Here is a 23,252-nt window from a genome sequence, read left to right on the forward strand (position 1 = left end):
CGTTTAGAGTTCCTGTACAAAGTTTACCAGTTTGTCTGTCAATACATTCCACGACAAAAGGGCTTTTTCTTTTTTTATCTGCGCATAACATGTTTCCAGTTTCTCCGGGCGGAAAAGCATCTGAATACCCTCGGCTAGTGCCTGACTGGAGACATCTGAAACAACAATTCCTGTTCCCGGCATTTCGATGCTCCGCCGGAAATCACCGACGGGAGTAGCCAACATCGGCATATCATAATGGTAAGCCACAGAAACGACTCCGCTCTGCGTGGCCGAACGATAAGGAAGCACCAGGATATCTGCTGCCGAAAAGAAAACGGGTAATTCCTCATCCGAAACATAGCGGTTGTGTACGTGTATACGGTCTTTGGCTGGAGAGGTTTCTATCTGTTGTCTGTATTTTTCAAAATCCCCATAACTCTCTCCGGCGATAAGCAATTGATAATCCTCGTCATCTACAAGGCCCATTGCCTCTATCAATACATCCAATCCTTTGTAATCACGGATAAGCCCAAAGAAGAGCAATGTCTTCTTATCCGTCGGAATAAGAAGAGCCTGGCAGGCCTTCTCTTTTTCCATCTTCGCCCCAAAATGATCGTACAACGGATGCGGGTTATAGATATATTTCGCCTGGGGACAGAGCCGCAAAAGGTCATCCCGCACCGTTTCGCTCATCACGATAAAACCGTCACTTTGTCGGAACAACAAAGAAGCCATCGGTTTATCAAAAAAACGGGGTTCATGGGGTATCGCATTATGAATCAAGGTGATTATCTTACACTTTTTCTTCATCCGGTGAGCTATATGCGCATATGCCGGCACAAAGAAAGACATCCAATAAGAGATGATTAACACATCCGGAGCAAAGGTCTTCAACGCCTTCACCGTTGAGGAGTAAGAAAAGGGATTGATACTGTCCAGGCAACGTTGACTCGGCAGGGCAATGGCCGGATCATCGGCATGGACATATTGCGTTTTGCCGGGAAAAAGAAAATCGGGATAGAGACGTTTGAAATTAAATGCTTCCACCTCATGCCCCTCCTGCTTCAATGTCGTATAAAGCATGGCACTAAATTGGGAGATCCCCCCCCGGTAAGGATAAAAAGGTGAAAGAATAGCTATTTTCATACGAGCGGATTTAGAAGGATTCGTTGGGCAAAGGTATATAAATCCGGATAGGATGCATGAATCCGGAGGTTGCTAATTTCTTCCGGCATATACTTATCCCCCAGAAGCACGGCCGGGATACCGGCATTATTCGCCAATTGCATATCACTGATACTGTCCCCCACGACCCAACTGGAGGCCAGGTCGATATCCGGAAAATCTTTTTGTGCCTGAACGATCATGCCCGTATGAGGCTTCCGGTTCCTATGGGCCGGATCTGTTTCCGTCGCCACATAAATGCGGTCGATCCGTCCACCAGCCGAAACGATTTGCTGCTGCATAAAATGGTGGATATCCTCCAGATCCTGCCGGCTCATAAGGCCTTTGCCTACTCCCCGCTGATTCGTTACAATAAGTATATATTTGAATAAAGGAGCCAATAAAGCGATGGCCTCCGGCACACGGTCTATGAAAACAAATGCGTCAACAGACTTTACATAATCATCCGGCCGGTGTACATTGATCACACCGTCTCTATCCAGGAACAATGTATTATAAGGTTTTATACTTTCCATCCGCAAAATCGATTTCTGCCTTCGCGTAATCCTCCGGCACACCAATATCTATAAAATAAACCTCCGAAGGGAAACCGGCCAAATGGCAAGTATCGACTCTCTTTTCAAAATATTCTTTTTCGAGAGAGAACCGGTCCGGATAATTTCGTAAGGCCTCCCGCTTGATCAGATAAACACCAGCGTTAATCAAACCGGATGCTTCGTATTGTTTTTCGCGGAACCTGAGAATCCGGGAGTCCGGATGAAGGTCTACGGCTCCATAGCGGTCGAAATCTTTCATCGGTTTCAACGCCAAAGTGGCCTCGGCCTGCGTTTCCTGGTGAAAAGCCAGCATACGGGCATAATCCACACCTAGATACGTGTCTCCATTCACGATAAAAACATCCGGTTCTTCAGCCTGACAAAGAGAGAATTTAACGGCACCTCCTGTACCCAAAGGTTCTTCTTCAACAACAAGAGAGAGGCGAAGAGAGGTCTCATACGTCGACAGCCAACGTTCTATCACCTCATATTTATATCCCACAGCCAGGATGATATGCCGGAATCCCGCCTCTTCGAGTGAACGAAGCAGGTAATAAAGGAAAGGTTTGCCCGCAACAGAAGCCATACTCTTGGGTACATCTGAGACGACCGACTGTAAACGTGTGCCTTTGCCTCCTGCCAGTATGATTGCTTCCATCGCTTTTTTTTGCTTATCTCTTGCCAAAAATGGCCTCTTCTACCAGTTCACAGATAATATGCCCAATAGTCATATGGGCTTCCTGGATACGAGGGGTATCCGAAGAGGGTACGTTGATCAGATAATCCGTTTTGCCCTGAAGCTTTCCTCCGGTCTCGCCGGTGAAGGCAACAGAGGTTATCTCCCGCGCTTTACAGGCATCGAGAGCATGCAGGATATTGACCGAATTGCCGGAAGTGGAAAGTCCGATAAAGACATCCCCCGGTTTACCAACCCCTTCGATCATACGGGCATAAACGATATCAAAAGAATAATCGTTTGAGACCGCTGTCAGGTAAGAGGTATTGCAATGCAGTGCTTCCGCCGGAAGCACCGGCCGGTCGATATAGAATTTACCGGAAAACTCTGCTGCCAGGTGTTGAGCATCCGCCGCACTGCCGCCATTACCACAGAAATAGACTTTGCCGCCATTGCGGAAACAAGCCGTCAGGGCTTTGACTATCTCTGCCATTTTTTGCTGCAGGCTGGCGTCTGCCAGGATCCGGCTCATCAGTTCCTGATGTTCTTCCAGACGTTGTGTTATGATTCCTTTACAGTCCATGTCATTAATCCTTTCTTACAAAATTCAAAGGGATGCACCTCCCCTGTATCCAAGTCAGTCAATGCCTTTGCTACGGAGTAACAACTGGTACCGGGACAATAGAAGAACATAAATCCCCCGCCGCCGGCACCGGATATTTTCCCTCCCAAGGCTCCGTTTCTTATCGCTGTTTCGTACAATGTGTCTATTTGTTCGTTGGATATATGGCGGGCCATCTTTTTCTTATTCGTCCAACTCGTATTCAGGGCTTTCCCCAGTTCCCCTAATTCATCACGCAACAAACAGTTCTTCATGCGGAAAGCCTCCTCTTTCACCCGATGCATTGCTTCCAAAGACTCCGGATTCTTTCGCTTGACATTCTCTGCCTGCTCTTCGATAATCTGTCCGGAGTACCGGGGCTGGTTGGTGTAGAACAAGACCATGTTCATGGCCCACTCCTGGAGAATATCATGGCTGATACGCAACGGGTTCACAATGACTTTATCACCCTCCAGAAATTCCATGAAATTGACTCCGCCAAAGGTCGCAGCATATTGATCCTGCTTGCCTCCTGCCATCTGCAAATCGATTCTTTCAATCTCATAGGCATAATGCGCGATATCATATTTGCCCAACGGCAACTTCAGCCATTCGGCAAAAGCTCCCAGGATCGTGACAACCAAGGTGGAAGAAGTACCCAAGCCGGAACCTGAAGGTACATCCATATGGGTGGTCAGTTCAAAAGACAAAGGATTGCCGTTATTATAACGCGCCACAATCGAATTGTAGATGCCCCGCTGCAAGAGGAGAGGACCTTCGAGCGGAAGGTGGCTGACTGCATCGAACTCTTCGACTATCTGTTCGTTGACATGAACCAGACGTATTTTGCCATTATCCAACGGACGGATAGTGGCATGGGCAAACAAATTGATTGTTACATTCAATACAGCGCCTCCATACAAATCGGAGTAAGGAGATACATCCGTACCCCCACCCGCAATACCCAGCCGGAAAGGCGCTTTGCTTCGATATAACATTTTCATCCTTCTTTCTTTTTCCGTTGACGATCCCTGTGTCGGATCAATACCTGTAATGGTCTGCTTTGTACGGTCCATCCACCGAAACACCGATATAATCGGCTTGCTCCCGGCTCAACGTCGTCAGTTTGACACCGATACGTTCCAGGTGAAGGCGGGCTACTTCTTCGTCCAAATGTTTGGGAAGACGATAAACTCCTATCTCATAAGGCTTCTGCCATAAATCTATTTGTGCCAATACCTGGTTGGTAAACGAATTACTCATCACAAAGGAAGGGTGTCCCGTAGCACAACCCAGGTTCACCAAGCGTCCTTCTGCCAATAAGAAGATCGCATTGCCTGTCGGGAAAGTATATTTATCGACCTGAGGTTTTATATTGGTATGTTTTATATGCGGATAGTTTATCAATTGATCCACTTGTATTTCATTGTCGAAGTGACCGATATTACAAACAATGGCCTGGTCTTTCATCTGCGCCATATGTGCGATGGTGATGATGTCCCGGTTTCCCGTGGTGGTCACAAAGATATTTCCTTCTTTCACCGCTTCTTCCATCGTGGTCACCTCAAATCCTTCCATGGCCGCCTGCAACGCACAGATCGGGTCAATCTCCGTTACCAATACACGGGCTCCATACGAGCGCATGGAGTGAGAACAGCCTTTTCCGACATCTCCATAACCGGCAACGACAACCACCTTGCCGGCAATCATCACATCGGTAGCCCGCTTGATGCCATCGGCCAGTGACTCCCGACAACCATAGAGGTTATCAAATTTAGACTTTGTTACCGAATCATTGACATTAATGGCCGGAACCAACAACTCTCCCTTTTCCATCATCTGGTATAAACGATGTACACCGGTAGTTGTCTCTTCCGATACCCCGCGCATATCCGTGATTGTACGATGCCAACGGGCATTATCCTCTTTCAATATACGGTTCAGGGTGTCCAGGATAACCTGCTCTTCGTGGTTACCGCCTTTACGGTTGATTGTCTGCGCATCGTTTTCCGCCTGATATCCCCAGTGAACCAATAAAGAGGCATCCCCTCCGTCGTCCACGATCATATGAGGTCCTTTTCCTTCCGGAAAACGAAGGGCCATATCCGTACACCACCAGTATTCCTCCAAGGTCTCCCCCTTCCAGGCAAAAACAGGAACCCCTGTCGCAGCAATGGCTGCCGCTGCATGATCCTGGGTAGAGAAGATATTACAACTGGCCCAACGTACATCGGCTCCTAAGTCAACCAACGTCTCGATCAATACCGCCGTTTGAATGGTCATATGCAAAGAACCCATGATGCGGGCACCCTGCAAAGGTTTTTGTCCGGCATATTTTTTTCGGATAGCCATCAAACCCGGCATTTCATGTTCAGCAATCTCAATCTCTTTGCGGCCAAAATCCGCCAGGCTCATATCGGCTACTTTGTAGGGAAGAGTCGTAGGAAATAATTCAGACATATTTTTTCGTTTTCTATGATTATTGTTTGTATACTCTTTTGAACGACAAAGGTACAAATATATTATAACAATCGTTTTATTTTGAGAGACACACACTTCCCCCTTTTTCCCCTTTGCGGAATTAGACCGGAAGCAATGGCCAATAATGGGTTACATACGGAACAATTCTACTGTTGATAGCTATCGTCAGTACTGATGATAACTATCGTTACTACTNGTTACTACTGATGATAGCTATCGTTAGTAGTGACGATAGCTATCAACACTAGAATAACCCCGAAAAAAAAGAGATGTTGCCGGTACGGGCAACACCTCTTTTTTAGAGATTTATTCCTTTTTCTATATAAAGGCAGACAAGATAAATCTTCGTCTGTATTTAGATACGTTCCAGTGTCGCTTTGATAAACTCCCATGTTTTTTCGACAGAGCTTATCTTTATGCGTTCGTCGGGAGAATGGGGGAATTCCAAATCCGGTCCGATAGAGATCATGTCCATATGAGGGTAGGCTCCTTGAATAATACCGCATTCCAAACCGGCATGCATTACTTTTACCGCAGGCTTTTTGTTAAATAAGTCGGAGTAGGTATCTTGCATGAGTTTCAGGATGGGGGAGTGAATATTGGGTTGCCATCCGTTGTAAGAGCCCCCTTCTTCCACTTTGGCTCCGGCCAGAGCGAAAACGCTCTCCAGGCTGGAACAAACAGCGGCTTTCCGGCTTTCGGAGGAGCTGCGCACCAGGATTTTCACCTCGATCAATCCGGCTTGGGAGAGGACAACCGCGAGGTTGGAAGATGATTCTACCGTTCCGGGGAAATCAGATAACATACTGATGATTCCGTTTTGGCATCCTTCAATGGCATTGATCAGGCTGTCTTGTATTTCTTCGGGTATAAGAGTGATAGGCAGGTCTACCTTTTCGGCTGTAAATTGGATATTGTTTTCTATACCTTTGTATTCTGTCTGATACAGATCCTGATAGTCGGAGACAAATTCCCAAAGTGCTTCGGCATTATCTCCCGGTATGGTGATTACGGCAAATGCTTCCCGTGGGATGGCATTGCGCAAAGAGCCTCCTTCGATAGAGGCCAGACGTGCTCCGTATTCGCAAACCGCATCTTTGAGGAAGCGGAAGAGCAATTTATTGGCATTGGCCCGTCCCAAGTGGATGTCCACCCCTGAGTGTCCGCCTTTTAAGCCGGTCAGGCTAATTTTAACGGCTACATCTCCTTCGGGGATATGCACATCGTCTTTGTATTGGAAAGAGATATTCAGGTCGGCTCCGCCGGCGCAACCGACAAAGAGTTCTCCTTCCTCTTCAGAATCACAGTTGATTAATATATCGGCTTGCAGGAATCCGGGTTTTAAACCGAAAGCACCGTCCATGCCTACTTCTTCGTCGATGGTAAACAAGGCTTCTATCGGTCCGTGGCGGAGGGTATTATCCGCTAATACGGCCATGGACAAAGCGGCACCAATGCCATTGTCTGCCCCCAGAGTTGTATCCCGGGCTGTTACCCATCCCTCTTCGATATACGCATCAATCGGATCGGTAGTGAAATCATGTTTTACATGGCTGTTCTTTTGAGGTACCATGTCCAGATGAGATTGTAAAACGATCGTTTTACGTCCTTCCATACCCGGAGTAGCCGGTTTACGGATTAATACGTTTCCTGTTTCGTCTTGTTTGGTTTCAAGACCTAACTTTTCCCCAAAGGCAATAACATAGGCTGTTACGGCTTGCATTTGCCCGGTAGGGCGGGGAATTTGAGTTAAGTCATAGAAGTAACCCCACACGTGTTTGGGAGATAAATCTTTGATTTCAGCAGACATAAAAGTGTTCTTTTAAAGTTTATATAAAGATTAGTTGCTTGTGGCAACTTCTTTTTTCTTATTTGTTAAAGGCAGGGCTACAATTCCTACCAGGCCACAGAGCCCTGTCCATACGGTTTGTACGGTATGCACGACCAAGGCAAAGGCGGCTGCATCGTTTTCATTCACATTGAAACAGACCAATGTGGCGATTACCATAAAGTGCCAAGGGCCTATACCTCCTTGTACCGGTACAGCTACACCGATACTGCTCATGGTAAAAGCAATCAATCCTACACTTATTCCCAGGTCACGGGTGAAATCGAATGCGTAGAATGTAATGTAAAAATAAAAAAAGTAACAGGTCCAGATCCCTATGGTTTGTAACAGGAAGCGCAATTTATGTTTCAGCAACCATATACTTTTTATTCCCAACCATATATTATGCAACATGGCTTTTGCCTTCTGGACAAGCGTGAAGTTACTCATGTATTTGAATACAAACCAAATGACAAGAACAAAGAATACGACAACGACATAGATCCAAATGGAGTTGAACATGGATTGAAAGCCTTCCAGGAGGGAGGGGTTCTTGGCAAAAAAGCTTTTGAAGAAGCTGAAGTTAAAGATGAAAATAAATAAAGTAATCAGTCCCACGACGATGGTATCACATACGCGGTCTATCAAGAGGGTACCGAATAGTTTGGTAAAAGGGATTTTATCATATTTGGATAAAACACCGCAGCGCCAGACTTCTCCCACCCGCGGCAAAACAAGGTTGACAGCATAATTCCCTAATACGGCATTAATGGCATTACTCTTTTTGTAACGCTCTCCTATAGAGTCGAGTAATAAGCCCCAGCGGGATCCACGAATGATATTAGCGACCAGGCCAAAGAGTAAGGAGAGAAGTATGATGTCGTAACGTACGCCTTTTTTGACTACTTGCCAGATTTCGGTCAGATCCAGGTCCCGATAGATAAACCAGAGCAAGAGACAACCGAAGATCAGAGGTATGAGTACTTTAAGCAGTGTACGTGTGGTGCTTTTAAAATCCATTCTGTATAAGACAGTATTAATTATTTGTTGTACTTTTGTATGCCCGCAAAGATAAACATAATATTTAAATACGAACATTTTACAACTGAGAACTGGATGAGATTAGTAAAGCCTAAAAAATCATTGGGACAACATTTCCTCAAGGATATGCAGATAGCCCAGCGTATTGCTGATACATTGGATGCCTATACCCATTTACCTGTTTTGGAAATTGGCCCGGGTATGGGTGTTCTCACACAATTCCTGTTGGAAGCAGGGCATAACCTGACTGTGGTTGAACTGGACTGGGATTCGGTGGATTATCTGCGTCAACATTTTCCGGCTTTAGAGGATAAGATTATTGCCGATGATTTCCTGAAGTTAGATCTGGACAAATTGTTTAACGGACCTTTCTGTGTGATAGGAAACTATCCGTATAACATCTCCAGCCAGATATTCTTTAAGGTGTTGGATTTTAAAGATACCGTCCCCTGTTGTTCCGGCATGATACAAAAGGAGGTAGCCGAGCGATTGGCAGCCGGCCCGGGCAGTAAAACATATGGGATTATCAGTGTGTTGCTGCAGGTATGGTATGATGTGGAATATTTGTTTACTGTGAGTGAGCTTGTTTTTGATCCCCCGCCAAAGGTGAAAAGTGCCGTGATACGTATGACGCGGAATAAGCGAACGGAGTTGGGGTGTGATGAAAAGCTGTTTAAGACCGTTGTTAAAACCTCCTTTAATCAACGCCGGAAAACCCTTCGTAACTCTCTGAAACCTTTATTGGGAAAAGATTGCCCGGATTATGTATTGCCTATTTTTGACAAACGTCCGGAGCAGTTGTCGATCGAGCAATTTGTCGAATTAACAAAGATTGCGGCATCCTGGCTTAAAGAGTCCGGACTTATACAACAAAAAGAATAAAAGAAAAAGCGACCCTCGTGAAACAGTTAACGCACATACTTCACAGGCTATTTCCGTCTAATCATTATGGATGGATCTGCGTCTTATTTCTTTTCATCCTTTTACCCAACCTTTTTGTTGCTTTTTTATCTACGGACCTGGTGGGGAATCCGTTCAAGCAATGTGCCTATCTGTTGTTTTCGTGCATTATCCTGATTTTACCGGCTCTTCTTTTGAAGACCCGGTGGTATTTCGGGTTGCAAAGTGTGTTCTTCCTGTTGAGTCCTTTGGAGATTGCGCATATAGTCCTTAACCGGATGCCTATAACCGAAGGTTTTATGTCGGTCGTTATCCATACCGACTACAAAGAGGCTTATGAACTTCTTTCTTTTTTGCATATTTATCTATGGATCGGTATCCTGCTCCTTGGCTTTTATTATTGGATTCTTTTCACCCGGATAGAAAACAAAGCTTTATTCACTCTGCGGGGGAAAGTAGTTATAGGCATTGTCTTTGCCTTTTTCAATATCGGTCTGTGGGCGGCGATGTGGAGGATGAGTGGTTTCCGGGTCGATGATACGGCTCGGGTGAGTTCGACAAATGCCTATTTCAAAAAGAAATATACCAAAACCTATCCACTCGACCTTATAACCGCCACCCGAGATGTATTTGCCAGCCAGAGAGAGGTGCGGAAGATGGAAGCGGAATTAAAAGATTTTTCTTTTGGTATGCATAAAAAAGACAGCTTGTCGGCAAGGGAGATTTATGTATTTGTCATAGGCGAAGCGGCACGGTATGGAAACTTTTCGATGCATGGATATACGCGTCCGACGACCCCTTTATTGGAGCAGTGCTCCCGCCTGATCTCTTATTCCAATGTGTTGGCTACGTCCAATTATACCAGTGCGGTTCTGCAGTTGATGCTTACCCGGGCAACCCCTCTGGATCCGGAATTGGCACACAAAGAAAAAGGGCTTACCGATGCGTTTAAAGAGGGCGGCTTTGAGGTGGCCTGGATTGCCAATCAATCGGTTGGCGACCGTTTTGTTCAGCGACTTACCTCCTGTAGTGATTATACCTATTTCTCGACTACCGATTACGATTCTGCAGAGAGTTATGACGAGAAACTATTTATTCCGTTTGCCTCTGTTCTGCAGCAAAAGAAACAGAAGCAGTTTATTGTAATACATACCCTGGGTAGTCATTTCCGTTACAATGCCCGGTATCCGGAATCTTTTTGTCATTTTACCCCGGCCTTATATGATAACACAAGTTATGGGGGGGTGAATCCGGAAAACAAAGAATTGCTTGTCAACAGCTACGATAATAGTATCTATTATACGGATTATGTATTGAATGAAATCATTTCGATGCTGGAGAAAGAAAAGGCAGTCAGCTCGTTGGTCTATCTATCCGATCATGGAGAGAATTTGTATGATGACGCATCGCATATGGCTGTACATGGGAATACGGAGCCTTCTCGTTTTGAGCTGCATGTCCCGTTGATTGTCTGGACCTCCCCTCGTTACGAAGAAGTATGGCCGGAAAAGGTTAACAACATAGAAAAACATAAAGACCTGCCCATAAGTACATCGAACCTGTTTCATTCCCTATTGGATATAGCCGGCATGAGTTATCCTTCGGCCTCTCCGGAGTTGAGCATTGCTTCTCCGGCGTTTCAGGCAGACAGTGTGCGCTATGTACTTACCCCGGACAAACGTGTTGTTGAGAAAACGCATGCATTTGAAACGATAGAAAAACGGAGATAAATATATAACGATTTAGTCATTGATGAACTTTTTACAGAAAATAAACGGTCGCCTCCTCCTACCCCCAATGTATGGGTGGGTTTTGTTTTTGTTTATTCTCTTATGGATACCCAATTTTACAGCGGTTCTCCTTCTGAGTGATTTACAAGGCAGTATAGGGATGAAGGTGGCTTATCTGGGTTTCTCTTTGATCGTTTGGCTGCTTCCTGCTTTATTCCTTCGTTTGCGTGTTTATTTTGGGGTGATGTCGGTTTTTCTGTTATTGGCACCTATAGAGATAAGCCATATCATATTGAACAAAATGCCTGTGACCGAGGGCTTTCTATCGGCTATCCTACATACGAATGCGGCAGAAGCCTGGGAATTATTGGGAGCAATGAAGGCTGCCGGTGCGTTGATTCTTCTTCTTTGGTTTGTCTATTTTTTCATTCTTCTGCGAAAGATAAAAAATACATATCTGTTTACGCGCTCCGTGCGGATATGGATTCTGTTTTTGTTCCTGGCTGGCAATCTGTTATTATTGGGTGCCATGTTCTTTCTTGCTTATAAAAATAAGGCCCCGGTACCCGTAGCCTATGCCACACATAATTTTGCGAAGAAATACCGGAAAATATATCCTTGTGATTTATTGACGGTGGCTTATCGGACTTATGAGAAAGAAAAAGAAGGAGACCGTTTGTCGGAAGATCTGGCTCATTTCTCCTTTCATGCGAGCCGGAAAGAGACTGTCGCGGAGAAAGAAATATATGTAGTGATTATTGGGGAGTCTGCCCGGTATGGGAACTTATCGCTGAATGGATATATGCGTCCGACGACACCGGAGCTGGAAAAAATAGAAGGTCTGCTTTCTTATTCCGATGTGTTTGCCTCGGCCAACCTGACGGAGATAGCCCTGCCTCTTCTCCTGACGCGAGCTACGGCTTTGGACCCGGCAACCGGATATCAGGAGAAAACGTTCATAGACGCCTTTGCCGAATGTGGTTTTCATACAGCCTGGATCGGCTCCCAGTCTTCCCAGTATACTGTCGTAAAACGGGTAGCCAAGGAGGTTGATTTCCATTATTTCTCGACTACCGACTTCGATGCTTCGACAAACTATGATGAAAAGTTATTGCCTTATATCGATAAGGTGTTGGAACAGGATCAGAAGAAACAATTAATTGTTATTCAAACTTTAGGAAGTCACTTCCGGTATAATTTCCGTTATCCGGAGTCTTACGCCTATTTTACACCCTCACTGGAAGGAACGGTAGGGTATTCGGTATTATCTCCGGCAAACAAAGAGGTCTTAGTGAACACCTATGATAATACCATTCGGTATACGGATTATATAATCTCCTCCATTATCCACCGGGTGAAAAAGCAGGAGGCGGTGAGTTCTGTGTTCTATATATCGGACCACGCGGAGAATTTGTTTGATGACGAGAATAATCTTATCTTGCACGGTGGAGGAGAGTTTTCGACATATGAAACACATATCCCCCTTCTCCTATGGACATCGGAGAAATACGAGAAACAATTCCCGGAGAAGAGGGAATTCTTATCTAAACATAGAGATAAAAAAATAAGTACAGTCAATGTGTTTCATTCCATCCTGGATATTGCGAATATAAGTTATCCGGGAGAAAGCCTTGACAAAAGTATCGCGTCCTCTTCTTTTTCTGAGGATAGCATACGATATGTTTTAATGCCTGACAAGAGCGTCATTCAATTAAAAAAAGAAAGAAGATGATCGAACTGACGAAAGAATATCTGGAGAGTGTAAAGCGGCTGATCGCAGAGAAAGAAGACGGGCAGATAAAAGCCTTGTTGGGGGATCTGCACCCGGCCGATATTGCTGAAATATACGAGGAGTTAGGAATGCAGGAAGCTACCTATCTCTATCCCTTGATGGATGAAGATAAGGCGGCAGATGTTTTGATGGAACTGGACGAAGACGCGCGTCGCCGTCTTTTGAAGGAGCTTCCTCCCGAACTGATTGCCAAACGCTTTGTCGATTATCTGGAAACGGATGATGCGGTAGACCTGATCCGGGAACTGGATGAGGATACCCAGGAAGAGGTACTTTCGCATATCGAAGATGTGGAACAGGCAGGGGATATTGTGGATCTTCTGAAATACGATGAGGATACTGCCGGGGGGTTGATGGGTACGGAAATGATCGTGGTAAACGAGAATTGGAGTATGCCCCAATGTATCGAGGAGATGCGCAAGCAGGCGGAAGAGATGGATGAAATATATTATGTGTATGTGATTGACGATGATGAACGCTTACGCGGTGTTTTACCTCTTCAACGACTGATAACCAACCCTTCTGTCTCCAAGATCAAACACGTGATGAAAAAGGATCCCATAGCCGTTCATGATAGCGAAAGCATTGAAGAGGTCGTTAATACGATTGAGAAATATGACTTGGTCGCTTTGCCTGTGGTGGATAGTATCGGACGTCTTGTCGGCAGGATCACCATTGATGACGTAATGGATGAGGTACGTGAACAACACGAACGGGATTACCAATTGGCTTCCGGTATCTCGCAGGACGTAGAAAGTTCGGATAATGTCTTTATGCAAACAGCCGCCCGTTTACCCTGGCTCTTGATCGGCATGATAGGGGGATTAGGAAACTCCGTCATCCTTGGAGGTTTTGAAGGCAGCATAGCGGCCAATCCGAAGATGGCACTTTTTATCCCTCTGATTGGAGGAACCGGAGGGAATGTGGGGATCCAGTCGTCGGCCATTGTCGTGCAAGGCTTGGCCAATAAATCCCTTAAACCGGAGAATATATGGTCGCAGGTACTGAAAGAATCTGTCGTGTCGCTGATCAATGCCAGTCTCATCAGCTTGGTCGTGTTTGTATATAATTATTTTATGCTGGGTGACCGGGTAGTGACGACAGCTGTTTCTTTAAGCTTGTTTGCTGTGGTCATGTTTGCCAGTATATTCGGCACCTTGGTGCCTATGACACTTGATCGGTTGAAGATAGATCCGGCTTTGGCTACAGGACCTTTTATCACAATTACCAATGATATTATAGGAATGATGATCTATATGTTTATTTGTGCATCATTGGCCTAAACTATTGTCTATGTGAGGGGAAAAAACTAATTTTGCACCTGGTTCAATGAAAAAACAGGTATTTTCAGAGCAATTATTAATCAAAAATAGAATAACTTTTTATGGCTACAACAGCTGATTTTAGAAATGGAATGTGCCTCGATATCGATGGCAACTACTTTTTTATTATAGAATTCCTTCATGTGAAACCGGGTAAAGGCCCTGCTTTTGTCCGCACCAAATTGAGAAATGTAACTACCGGACGTGTTCTTGACAAAACATGGAATTCAGGAGTAAAGGTGGAAGAAGTACGTATCGAACGTCGTCCCTATCAGTTCCTTTATAAAGATGAGGTAGGATACAACTTTATGCATCCTGAAACATTCGAACAGATCTCTATCCCGGGTGAAGGCATTACAGGTGTTCAATTCCTGAAAGAAGGAGATATGGTAGAGGCTATGGTACATGCTGCCAGCGAAACGATTTTGACTTGCGAACTGCCGGCTCACGTAGTATTGGAAATTACCTATACAGAACCGGGAGTAAAAGGAGATACAGCCACAAACACATTGAAACCGGCTACGGTAGAAACCGGTGCGGAAGTACGTGTGCCTTTGTTTATCTCCGAAGGAGAGAAGATCGAAATTGATACCCGTGATGGCTCTTATGTAGGCCGTGTAAGGGAATAATCCGTTTTACACTTCCTTTCGGGTAGGTATTCCCGAAATAGATATATTCTAATTGCGCCCTGAAAAAGAGATCGGTCATCGACTCTCTTTTTCAGGGCATTTTTTTCCTTACCTATGAAAGAGAATAAAAAGAAACTATCCATAAAAAGTTGGGCCGAAGCAGATCGTCCCCGTGAAAAGATGCTACAGAAGGGTGTCGCCTCCCTGAGTGATGCCGAATTACTTGCCATTCTGATCGGCTCGGGCAGTTCTACCGAATCGGCTGTAGAATTATCACAACGCATCTTACATACTGTCAATAATAACCTACACGTCTTGGGGAAACTCTCTGTCAAGGAGTTGACCTCCGGTTTTAAAGGCATCGGCGAAGCGAAAGCCGTATCTATCATTGCCGCCTTGGAACTGGGGAAACGCCGGGACGGCAGTGACCTACCCCGGCAATACTCTATTCGGAGTAGTCAGGATGCTTTTCAGTTGCTTTATGCCCAATTAAGTGATCTTCCGCATGAAGAACTATGGGTGGTTTTTATCAACCGGGCAGGCAAGGTCATAGAGAAAAAAAAGATCAGCCAGGGAGGTACCTCCGAGACCTCAGCAGACCTGCGGTTGATATTAAAAGGGGCGATTCATGCCCTGGCTGCCGGCATTCTCCTTTTTCATAATCATCCGTCGGGAAACCTCTCTCCCAGTGTGCAGGACGATTTATTGACGCAACGGGTACGCAAAGCCGCTAAATTGATGGATATATCCCTGTTGGATCATATCATTATAGCCGACAACCGTTACTACAGCTATGCGGATGAGGGGCGGATAGAGAATGACTAAGCAGTAGACGCGCACAAAAACTCTCAACAGCCCATTAGTACCTATCAACTAAATACCTATCTTTGCATGCAAACGACAAAATCATGAACAACGAATTTCTCCAGACAGAAGAAGCGATTGTCGCTATGCTTAAAACCGTATATGATCCGGAAATACCTGTAAACGTATATGATCTCGGATTAATCTATAAGGTAGAGGTGGATGAACATAAGCAGGTGCAGATAGAGATGACGCTGACTGCCCCCAATTGTCCTGCCGCTGATTTCATACTGGAAGATGTGCGGATGAAGGTAGAATCTGTACCGGATGTGAAAAGTGTGGATATCCGTTTGGTGTTCGAACCGGAATGGGATAAAGAGATGATGTCGGAAGAGGCGAAACTGGAATTGGGTTTCCTTTAATCAGAAGAAAGAGAGCCATGCAAGAAACGCGGAAGAAAATCTATTTTGCAGCGGATGCCCATCTGGGAGCCCGCTTTCATCAAGATCCGTTAGCGATAGAAAAAAAGCTGGTACGTTGGTTGGATAGTATAAAATCAGAAGCGTCAGCGGTATGGTTTCTGGGGGACATTTTCGATTATTGGTATGAGTATAAATACGTGGTTCCAAAGGGTCATGTCCGTTTCCTGGGTAAACTAGCCGAGTTGGCTGATGCCGGTATTGAAATACATATTTTTATTGGAAACCATGATATATGGATGTTCGATTATCTACCTAATGAGATTGGTGCGGTTATTCACCGGGAACCGCTGAGTCTTGATCTTTTGGGAAAACGATTTTTCTTAGGACATGGCGATGAGGTGGATTACCGGAGTCGTTCGTTCCGTTTTATCCGCGCACTCTTCCGCAATCGCTTCTGCCAGTGGTTATACGCGGCCATTCATCCCCGGTGGACTTTCGGTTTTGCTTTGGGCTGGTCGTTAAACAGCCGCAAGAGCGGTTTGCAGAAAGCCACCTCCCCGGCCTATGCCGGCGAAGAATCAGAATACCTGATACGCTTTGCCAAAGAATACCTGCAAACACATCCTGAAATAAACTTTTTCCTTTTTGGCCATCGCCATATAATGCTTGACCTGATGTTGAGCCGTACCAGCCGTATATTGGTAGTGGGTGATTGGATGCGCCTTTTCTCTTACGTAGAATGGGATGGGGAAAACCTTTCTTTGTTGCAATTTGAAGAAGAATAGCTTATAGGCTGCGTCGTCAGCGTCCGCTATTGTCATATAACAAAAAAAGCACTGCCTCCTCCTGGCAGTGCTTTTTGTTTATGGTGTTAAAGACTAAGACTTTCTTATAAAGCGATCTTGAAAGTTGTCTCTCCTACAACCACCAGATACATGCCTTTAGGTAAGGTAATGAAGGCATGGTTATTTACCTTTTTACGGGTTACTAGCTGGCCGGCTAATGTATAAACAGATACCGGCTTCGATTGTCCGGGGATTTCAACAATAAGTCCTTCCGGGCTAGCATATACCTTTTGCGTCTCTACTTCGGTATTGCCTACCGTATTTTTCACGATACCCTCTACTTTGATTTCTATCGCTTCGGTTACATTGTCAATGATATATGTGTAGGTGAGAGCACGCAACGGATTATGTGGCAATATCTTTCCGTTCGCATAAACAATAGGTTCAGACTCCGTATAATCATCTCTTAAAGTAAGAGAAAAAATGAACGGTCTGTTATAAGGCAGATTGCGTATATGGGAAGGTTCCAACATCACGCCTTCTATTTGCTGCGGAAGTGTCAATGGGTAGCTTCGCAAACCTATACTTACCTTGTGTTTTTCCCTTTTGTCGCTATTGTCAAGGGTATAACTGTATATATCCTCCTCTTGTGTGATTTCACTGGCAGGCACCTCCTCTCCATTCAATAGAAGAATTATATTTTCTGTGGCTTCATAAGTCGGATCGATGCGGAATTTGACAGTGAAGTCCTCTTTTATACCCTTGGTGTGTTCTCCTGTTCCGGGATCAGCTTCTATGCCTGTTCCTAATTCCACGCCAACTTTATAAGATAAAACAACTTTAAAGTCGAGAACGATCTTTTCTACTGATTCTATCTCCTTCCCGTCATTATCTACCAGGCTTAGGACCAGGCGATGTTTTCCATGGCTCAGCTCTGTGAGAGTAATCGGATCGTTGCTCGTATGATATTTAGTCTTTCCATTATCCAATACATACTTAATCTTTCCATCTCCTCCTCTATAAGTAATATGAACTTCATCAGCCGAGGCCTTGGTGCTTTTAACACTTGTGGAAGTCAATTCGAAATCTTTCAATTGAAACCTTACCTTCAATGATCTTTGATAGATGACTGCATTTTTCTCCGGCCTTTTGATGGAAAACTCGGGTTTTTTACATATAAAAACGACATGAGTAGAAATAGAAGGACTTAATTCTTCTTCATTCATATCAACGAGAGTTAAGGTCAACTTATGCCGCCCTGCACTAAGAGAAGATACAGAAATAGAGGTGCCTGTTTCAAGTATCTTTTCATTTTCTCCATTCAAGTCATACTTGATCTTTCCATCTTTACCTAACTCAAAGTTTTCCAGTTCAAAATTGACCTCTAATGCATCGGAGAAGATAGTGGCATTAGCCAAAGGGCTCGTTATTTTAACAGAAGGATCGGGAGCAGTCAGGGCATGTAAAGGAGGAATAAATGCAATCATACCCCATAACAAAACGAAAAGTAAAATACTCTTTTTCATACAAATTCAGGTTTTTAGTTAATAATAAAAAGATACACTCGCAGTCACAAACGTAAAGTTTTTTTTTAAGTCAATGAAAAAAAACGGATAAAAAATCACAAATAAAATACGCTGTAAATCAGAGCGTTTGAAATACAAAGCCTCTATCGAACACCTCTTTGGCAACCTCTTTCTTAAACAGACCCGGTCACCCCCTTTTTTCTGTCCTTTTGCCCGATATGGATCTATTGTGAGAGGCATAAAAAAAGGCATTTCTTTCCGGAAATGCCTCTTTTTCTGTTTATAATTGTCCTTAAAGCAATGCTTCTATTTTTTCAATGAATTTATCCTTCGTGGTTGCTCCCACCAGTTTGTCTACCATTTGTCCGTCTTTAAAGAACAAAACAGTAGGGATGTTACGGATACCATATTCTCCTACTACATCGTTGTTTTCATCTACATCCATTTTACCAATGGTCACGCGCCCTTCGTAAGTGGTTGCCAACTCATCAATAATGGGAGCCACCATCCGGCAGGGGCCACACCATTCCGCCCAAAAGTCGAGAACCATAGGCTTACCGGAGTCAAGCAGTTCTTTAAAGTTTGCGTCAGTAATTTGCAAAGCCATAATTTTATTATTTAGTATGTTTATATTTTGTTTTGAGAAATCAAAAGTACGAATTCTTTTTCGGTGTACAATGCCTACCCATTTATTTTGAAATCGATATTATCGTTCCCTTCCAGATAATCAATCAACTCCCGTGTGACAGTCAACCGCATATTTTTAGAAAAGAAATCCAGGGATACATTATGCTCCCCATCAATCATCCTAAAATATAACATACTGTTTCCCGGATTGTTCTTTATCAGGACGGAAAGTTCGGTTATCGTCGGTTCATCCAGGTCATGAATAGGCAGGGTGATGCTGATCCGCTCAATCATCTTGTCTTTCTCGTCCTGCAACAGGCTGACTGTGCCGATTTTGAAATCCAGTTCTTCTTCCCGCCAACGCCGCGGCTCCATACGTCCTCTTATCAACAGATACATTCCCGGCCGGCCGTATTTACCATATTCTATATAGTCATTCCCGAACAGTGCAATTTCCGCACTGCCTGTAAAATCTTCTATCTTGAGAATACCGTAAGGTTTCCCTGTCTTCGTGATCCCTTCCCGGAAATCCGTGACGATACCTCCCAATAAGAGTTCTCTTCCTTTCAGACTTTCCCTGTCATTTAACTCGACCACGCCGGTGTTGCATACATAGGTTAGAATAATACGGTATTCATCCAATGGGTGAGCCGACAGATAGATGCCGACCAGATCCTTCTCTTTGTTCAGGCGTTCCAGGTCGCTCCAGCGTTCACAAACAGGTATTTCCGGTTTGGAGATAGCGATCGAGTTGTCGGCCCCGAACAAAGAGTTGGCCGCCATATTTTTATCCGCTTGGAACTTATTGCCATAGCGTACCAATACATCCAGGAATACTTCGCCGTCTTTCCCACTTTCGGTAAAGAATTGTTCGCGTTGCACATTGAAATTATCAAAAGCTCCGGCCAAGGCCAGGGATTCTATGTTTTTCTTATTGCAGGTACTTAGGTTGACCCGCTCCACAAAATCAAAAAGACTGGTGAATGCACCTTTTTTTCTTTCTTCCAGGATATTGAGCACAGCACTTTCGCCAACGCCTTTGATCGCTCCCAACCCAAAGCGTATATCTCCGTTTTTGTTCACCGAGAATTTAAGTGCCGACTCGTTCACGTCCGGTCCGAGAACCTGGATGTTCATGGCTTTACATTCATCCATGAACTTTGTGATTTCCGTAATATTCGAGATATTCCGGCTCAATACGGCCGCCATATATTCGGAAGGGTAGTTCGCCTTGAGGTAGGCTGTCTGGTAAGCCACCCAGGAATAACAGGTCGCATGACTTTTATTGAAGGCATACGAGGCAAACTTCTCCCAGTCGGCCCATATCTTTAACAAGACTTTTTCGTCGTGCCCATTGGCTTTCCCTCCGTCCAGGAACTTTGTTTTCAGGGCGTTCATCTTATCGATCAACTTTTTCCCCATCGCTTTACGCAATTCGTCGGACTGACCGCGGGTAAAATTAGCGAGCAACCGGGACAAAAGCATGACCTGTTCCTGATAGACTGTGATTCCGTAGGTATCGTTCAGGTAACGCTCCATCACCGGGATGTCGTAGGCGATCTCCTCCCGGCCGTGTTTGCGGGCAATAAACTGAGGGATATATTCCATCGGTCCCGGCCGGTAAAGGGCATTCATCGCAATCAGGTCTTCGAACTTCGTCGGTTGCAGTTCCCGCAGGTATTTTTGCATACCGGCCGATTCAAACTGGAATGTACCGGTTGTTTTTCCGGCACTATACAATTCATAGGTCTTGGTGTCTTCTATATTGATGGTGTCAATATCTACTTTTTCATTCCGGTTGAGAAAAATATTTTCCACCGCTTCTTTGATGATGGATAAAGTCTTTAGTCCCAGGAAGTCCATTTTGATGAGTCCTGTATCTTCAATAACGGATCCTTCGTATTGGGTGACCAGCATTTCTTCTCCCGTTTCTTTGTCCTTGGCCGTGCTGACGGGCACAACATCTGAGATATCGTATTTCCCGATAATGACCCCACAAGCATGCACCCCGGTATTGCGCACATTCCCTTCCAGCATTTGCGCGTATTTGAGCGTGTCACGCATCGTCCGATCAGTGGAGGTGGCCGCCTCTCTCAGTTCGGGTATATAGTCAATGGCCGCCTTGAGGTTTACCTTTTTGACGTCCGGTATTTTGTCGGGCACTAACTTTGCCAAGCGATTGGATTCGGAGAGCGGCAACTTTTGTACCCGGGCAACGTCTTTGATGGCCGACTTGGTTGCCATGGTACCGTACGTGATGATATGCGCCACCTTCTCTTTTCCATACTTCTGTGTAACCCAGTCTAATACCTTGCCCCGTCCGTCGTCGTCGAAGTCGACGTCGATATCCGGCATAGAGATACGGTCAGGGTTCAGGAAACGCTCGAACAGCAGGTCGTATTTGATCGGGTCGATATCGGTAATGCCCAGGCAGTAGGCTACTGCCGAGCCGGCTGCCGAGCCACGTCCGGGACCTACGGACACTCCCATTGCGCGGGCTGCCGCAATGAAGTCTTGCACAATCAAGAAATAACCGGGAAATCCCATGCCTTTGATTACGCTCAACTCAAAGTCTATACGTTCCCGCACTTCATCGTTCAAGCCTTCTTTGTATTTCTTTTCCGCCCCGATATACGTGATATGGCGCAGGTAATCATCGTCGCTCTCGAACTCCGGAGGGATAGGAAAGTCGGGCATCAACGGCCCATGGTCGATGGAGTAGAATTCGACCTTCTCTGCTATCTCCAAGGTGTTGCGTAAGGCTTCCGGCACATCGGCAAAGATCGTATTCATCTCTGCCGTTGTTTTCATCCATTCCTGCTTGGAATAACGCATCCGGTTCGGATCGTCCAGGTCTTTTCCTGTACTCAGGCAAATCAACCTGTCGTGTGCTTCGGCATCTTCTTTGTTGACAAAGTGCACATCGTTGGATGCGATTATTTTGACATGGTGCTTGCGGGAGAGTTCGATCAGTACCTTGTTGACTTCCTGTTGACGGGGAAAGGTGGTGTTGTCGGCATTCTCCTCATAGGTCTCATGACGTTGCAATTCGAGGTAAAAGTCCTCTCCGAAAAGACGCTGGAACCACAGGAGCGACTCTTCCGCTTTGTCGATCCGCCCGTTCATGATATGTTGAGGTATCTCTCCTCCCAGACAGGCAGAGCAGACGATCAGGTCTTCGTGGTATTTTTCCAACAATTCTTTGTCGATGCGGGGACGTCCGTAAAATCCTTCTGTCCAGGCGATGGAGACCATCTTGATCAGGTTTTTATAGCCTTTCAGTGTTTTGGCTAAAACGATGAGGTGCCATCCACTCCGGTCTTCCCTCTCTTCTTTGCGCATTCGGCCGTTGCGGGCACAATAACATTCACAACCGATAATCGGTTTGAACAGTAATTTTTTCTCCTCCGCTATTTTTTCCGATAATTTATAGGCACGCTCCGACTCCTCCTCAGTCAGATTGGATTTGTCATTCAACGCATCCAATTCTTTCTGGCAATCCTTTATCGTTCCTGTGTGTTTACTGTTCTTCTTATTTACTTTGTTGAAGAATTCTTTAATACCGAACATATTTCCATGATCGGTCACCGCAATGGCCGGCATATTATCTTTTTGAGCCTTATCGATTAAGGCATCAATAGATGCTTGTCCGTCCAGGAGGGAGTATTGCGTGTGCACGTGCAGGTGTACAAAGGGTTCCATAGATATCTATTTCTCTTTTCTGTTGATTTAAGCCCCTAAAGTTACGAAAAGAAGAGAGAAGGCAGGGTGACTGTTGATAACTTTATGTTAAAATTCTCTCCCGAAACAAAGACCCTCTCGCATTTCTCTGAACCCAAACACCTTCCTTTTCCGCAGTCATGCAGATGATTGGCGGGAGCCTGACATACCCCGAAATAAAACGGTTCCTCCCCTTCGAAATAAAAGTGTCGATAATTGTCGACACTTGTGCTGATAATTGTCGACACAAGTGCCGATATATATCGACACAATTGCTGACAATTATCGGCAATTGTGCCGACGATCGTCAGCAATTTTATTCCCCAAGTGACTTCTCCTGAAATGGGTTGTCACTTTTTGTCCCCCCACCTCCCTTTCCCTATACATTCTTATGTAGAAGATTAGCGACTAAAAGGTATTTAGGGTAACAGGAGGGGCTTTAGGATGAAAGGAAAGTGTTTGGGAACAGGAAGGGGTTTAAGATGACAGGATAGGTTTGAGAACAGGAAGGTATCTCGGCTCCTCTTCTTGGATAAGAAGAGGGGGACCGCCGGCGTAGCCGGGGGTGGAGCAGTTTGATGTATTATCACATTATATATCAAATAGATATCTCTGGCAAAAGCAATAAGAAACAGGTATGAATAGTTACTCTAAAATAGGTATAT

At 45.0% G+C, this 23,252-nt stretch carries 19 protein-coding genes; 8 read left to right on the forward strand and 11 right to left on the reverse strand.

Translation table 11 applies throughout. The features are described from left to right. Positions 1-3: 3 nt before the first annotated feature. From D0T51_RS10685 to D0T51_RS10720, 8 genes are all read right to left on the reverse strand, one after another. On the reverse strand, positions 4-1,128 hold the full coding sequence (locus tag D0T51_RS10685) for a glycosyltransferase (protein WP_163729161.1): 1,125 nt from the start codon (positions 1,126-1,128) through the stop codon (positions 4-6). Next, positions 1,125-1,682 carry an HAD-IIIA family hydrolase gene (locus D0T51_RS10690; RefSeq protein WP_163729164.1) on the reverse strand — a complete coding sequence of 186 codons (558 nt, stop codon included), beginning with the start codon at positions 1,680-1,682 and terminating at the stop codon, positions 1,125-1,127. The genes D0T51_RS10685 and D0T51_RS10690 overlap by 4 nt, the downstream gene beginning before the upstream one ends. Beyond that, positions 1,660-2,361: a nucleotidyltransferase family protein gene (locus tag D0T51_RS10695; protein ID WP_163729167.1), complete on the reverse strand. Its 702-nt coding sequence runs from the start codon at positions 2,359-2,361 to the stop codon at positions 1,660-1,662. The genes D0T51_RS10690 and D0T51_RS10695 overlap by 23 nt, the downstream gene beginning before the upstream one ends. Positions 2,362-2,374: 13 nt before the next feature. Then, positions 2,375-2,962: an SIS domain-containing protein gene (locus D0T51_RS10700; protein WP_163729170.1), complete on the reverse strand. Its 588-nt coding sequence runs from the start codon at positions 2,960-2,962 to the stop codon at positions 2,375-2,377. After that, a complete protein-coding gene (locus D0T51_RS10705; protein ID WP_163729210.1) occupies positions 2,941-3,978 on the reverse strand; it encodes a dehydrogenase in 1,038 nt (345 codons plus the stop codon). Before D0T51_RS10705 ends, D0T51_RS10700 begins: the two co-directional genes overlap by 22 nt. A 43-nt stretch (positions 3,979-4,021) precedes the next feature. Beyond that, positions 4,022-5,440, reverse strand: coding sequence for an adenosylhomocysteinase (gene ahcY, locus D0T51_RS10710; RefSeq protein ID WP_163729172.1), 1,419 nt, complete (start codon positions 5,438-5,440; stop codon positions 4,022-4,024). 376 nt (positions 5,441-5,816) lie between these two features. Continuing rightward, positions 5,817-7,271, reverse strand: a complete 1,455-nt coding sequence (locus tag D0T51_RS10715) for an aminoacyl-histidine dipeptidase (RefSeq protein WP_163729174.1) — start codon at positions 7,269-7,271, stop codon at positions 5,817-5,819. Between the two features lie 30 nt (positions 7,272-7,301). Beyond that, entirely contained in the window at positions 7,302-8,309 is a 1,008-nt protein-coding gene (locus D0T51_RS10720) for a lysylphosphatidylglycerol synthase transmembrane domain-containing protein (protein ID WP_163729177.1), read from the reverse strand. Positions 8,310-8,405: 96 nt separating this feature from the next. Here D0T51_RS10720 and rsmA point away from each other — a divergent pair, with 96 nt between their 5' ends. From rsmA to D0T51_RS10760, 8 genes are all read left to right on the forward strand, one after another. Further along, positions 8,406-9,212: a 16S rRNA (adenine(1518)-N(6)/adenine(1519)-N(6))-dimethyltransferase RsmA gene (gene rsmA / locus D0T51_RS10725; RefSeq protein WP_163729180.1), complete on the forward strand. Its 807-nt coding sequence runs from the start codon at positions 8,406-8,408 to the stop codon at positions 9,210-9,212. Between the two features lie 17 nt (positions 9,213-9,229). After that, complete coding sequence (locus tag D0T51_RS12420; RefSeq protein ID WP_163729183.1) at positions 9,230-10,960, forward strand: phosphoethanolamine transferase; 1,731 nt, start codon at positions 9,230-9,232, stop codon at positions 10,958-10,960. Between the two features lie 22 nt (positions 10,961-10,982). After that, the gene (locus D0T51_RS10735) at positions 10,983-12,692 is read left to right on the forward strand and encodes a phosphoethanolamine transferase (protein ID WP_163729186.1); all 1,710 of its coding nucleotides are present in this window, start codon (positions 10,983-10,985) and stop codon (positions 12,690-12,692) included. Beyond that, the gene (gene mgtE, locus D0T51_RS10740; protein WP_163729187.1) at positions 12,689-14,035 is read left to right on the forward strand and encodes a magnesium transporter; all 1,347 of its coding nucleotides are present in this window, start codon (positions 12,689-12,691) and stop codon (positions 14,033-14,035) included. The genes D0T51_RS10735 and mgtE overlap by 4 nt, the downstream gene beginning before the upstream one ends. A 101-nt stretch (positions 14,036-14,136) precedes the next feature. Further along, the gene (efp, locus tag D0T51_RS10745) at positions 14,137-14,703 is read left to right on the forward strand and encodes an elongation factor P (RefSeq protein ID WP_163729190.1); all 567 of its coding nucleotides are present in this window, start codon (positions 14,137-14,139) and stop codon (positions 14,701-14,703) included. 114 nt (positions 14,704-14,817) lie between these two features. Next, positions 14,818-15,528, forward strand: a complete 711-nt coding sequence (gene radC, locus D0T51_RS10750) for a DNA repair protein RadC (RefSeq protein ID WP_163729192.1) — start codon at positions 14,818-14,820, stop codon at positions 15,526-15,528. A gap of 83 nt (positions 15,529-15,611) precedes the next feature. Further along, positions 15,612-15,929 carry a metal-sulfur cluster assembly factor gene (locus D0T51_RS10755; protein ID WP_163729194.1) on the forward strand — a complete coding sequence of 106 codons (318 nt, stop codon included), beginning with the start codon at positions 15,612-15,614 and terminating at the stop codon, positions 15,927-15,929. Positions 15,930-15,946: 17 nt separating this feature from the next. Next, positions 15,947-16,714 (forward strand): UDP-2,3-diacylglucosamine diphosphatase, encoded by a 768-nt coding sequence (locus tag D0T51_RS10760; protein WP_163729196.1) that lies wholly within the window; start codon positions 15,947-15,949, stop codon positions 16,712-16,714. A gap of 104 nt (positions 16,715-16,818) precedes the next feature. Here D0T51_RS10760 and D0T51_RS10765 read toward each other — a convergent pair whose 3' ends face one another. The 3 genes from D0T51_RS10765 to dnaE form a co-directional block, all read right to left on the reverse strand. Next, complete coding sequence (locus D0T51_RS10765) at positions 16,819-18,240, reverse strand: hypothetical protein (protein ID WP_163729198.1); 1,422 nt, start codon at positions 18,238-18,240, stop codon at positions 16,819-16,821. Between the two features lie 292 nt (positions 18,241-18,532). After that, positions 18,533-18,847, reverse strand: a complete 315-nt coding sequence (gene trxA / locus D0T51_RS10770; protein ID WP_163729200.1) for a thioredoxin — start codon at positions 18,845-18,847, stop codon at positions 18,533-18,535. A gap of 74 nt (positions 18,848-18,921) precedes the next feature. Beyond that, on the reverse strand, positions 18,922-22,569 hold the full coding sequence (gene dnaE, locus D0T51_RS10775; protein WP_163729202.1) for a DNA polymerase III subunit alpha: 3,648 nt from the start codon (positions 22,567-22,569) through the stop codon (positions 18,922-18,924). Positions 22,570-23,252: the final 683 nt, after the last annotated feature.

This window comes from Parabacteroides sp. 52 (assembly GCF_010500925.1).
Taxonomy (GTDB): Bacteria; Bacteroidota; Bacteroidia; order Bacteroidales; family Tannerellaceae; genus QVMG01.

What these genes read in the sequence shown, in the direction of transcription:
- D0T51_RS10685 (WP_163729161.1), bottom strand. Translation starts at nt 1,128, where the DNA reads ATGAAAATAGCTATTCTTTCACCTTTTTATCCTTACCGGGGGGGGATC.
- D0T51_RS10690 (WP_163729164.1), bottom strand. Translation starts at nt 1,682, where the DNA reads ATGGAAAGTATAAAACCTTATAATACATTGTTCCTGGATAGAGACGGT.
- D0T51_RS10695 (WP_163729167.1), bottom strand. Translation starts at nt 2,361, where the DNA reads ATGGAAGCAATCATACTGGCAGGAGGCAAAGGCACACGTTTACAGTCG.
- D0T51_RS10700 (WP_163729170.1), bottom strand. Translation starts at nt 2,962, where the DNA reads ATGGACTGTAAAGGAATCATAACACAACGTCTGGAAGAACATCAGGAA.
- D0T51_RS10705 (WP_163729210.1), bottom strand. Translation starts at nt 3,978, where the DNA reads ATGTTATATCGAAGCAAAGCGCCTTTCCGGCTGGGTATTGCGGGTGGG.
- ahcY (WP_163729172.1), bottom strand. Translation starts at nt 5,440, where the DNA reads ATGTCTGAATTATTTCCTACGACTCTTCCCTACAAAGTAGCCGATATG.
- D0T51_RS10715 (WP_163729174.1), bottom strand. Translation starts at nt 7,271, where the DNA reads ATGTCTGCTGAAATCAAAGATTTATCTCCCAAACACGTGTGGGGTTAC.
- D0T51_RS10720 (WP_163729177.1), bottom strand. Translation starts at nt 8,309, where the DNA reads ATGGATTTTAAAAGCACCACACGTACACTGCTTAAAGTACTCATACCT.
- rsmA (WP_163729180.1), top strand. Translation starts at nt 8,406, where the DNA reads ATGAGATTAGTAAAGCCTAAAAAATCATTGGGACAACATTTCCTCAAG.
- D0T51_RS10735 (WP_163729186.1), top strand. Translation starts at nt 10,983, where the DNA reads ATGAACTTTTTACAGAAAATAAACGGTCGCCTCCTCCTACCCCCAATG.
- mgtE (WP_163729187.1), top strand. Translation starts at nt 12,689, where the DNA reads ATGATCGAACTGACGAAAGAATATCTGGAGAGTGTAAAGCGGCTGATC.
- efp (WP_163729190.1), top strand. Translation starts at nt 14,137, where the DNA reads ATGGCTACAACAGCTGATTTTAGAAATGGAATGTGCCTCGATATCGAT.
- radC (WP_163729192.1), top strand. Translation starts at nt 14,818, where the DNA reads ATGAAAGAGAATAAAAAGAAACTATCCATAAAAAGTTGGGCCGAAGCA.
- D0T51_RS10755 (WP_163729194.1), top strand. Translation starts at nt 15,612, where the DNA reads ATGAACAACGAATTTCTCCAGACAGAAGAAGCGATTGTCGCTATGCTT.
- D0T51_RS10760 (WP_163729196.1), top strand. Translation starts at nt 15,947, where the DNA reads ATGCAAGAAACGCGGAAGAAAATCTATTTTGCAGCGGATGCCCATCTG.
- D0T51_RS10765 (WP_163729198.1), bottom strand. Translation starts at nt 18,240, where the DNA reads ATGAAAAAGAGTATTTTACTTTTCGTTTTGTTATGGGGTATGATTGCA.
- trxA (WP_163729200.1), bottom strand. Translation starts at nt 18,847, where the DNA reads ATGGCTTTGCAAATTACTGACGCAAACTTTAAAGAACTGCTTGACTCC.
- dnaE (WP_163729202.1), bottom strand. Translation starts at nt 22,569, where the DNA reads ATGGAACCCTTTGTACACCTGCACGTGCACACGCAATACTCCCTCCTG.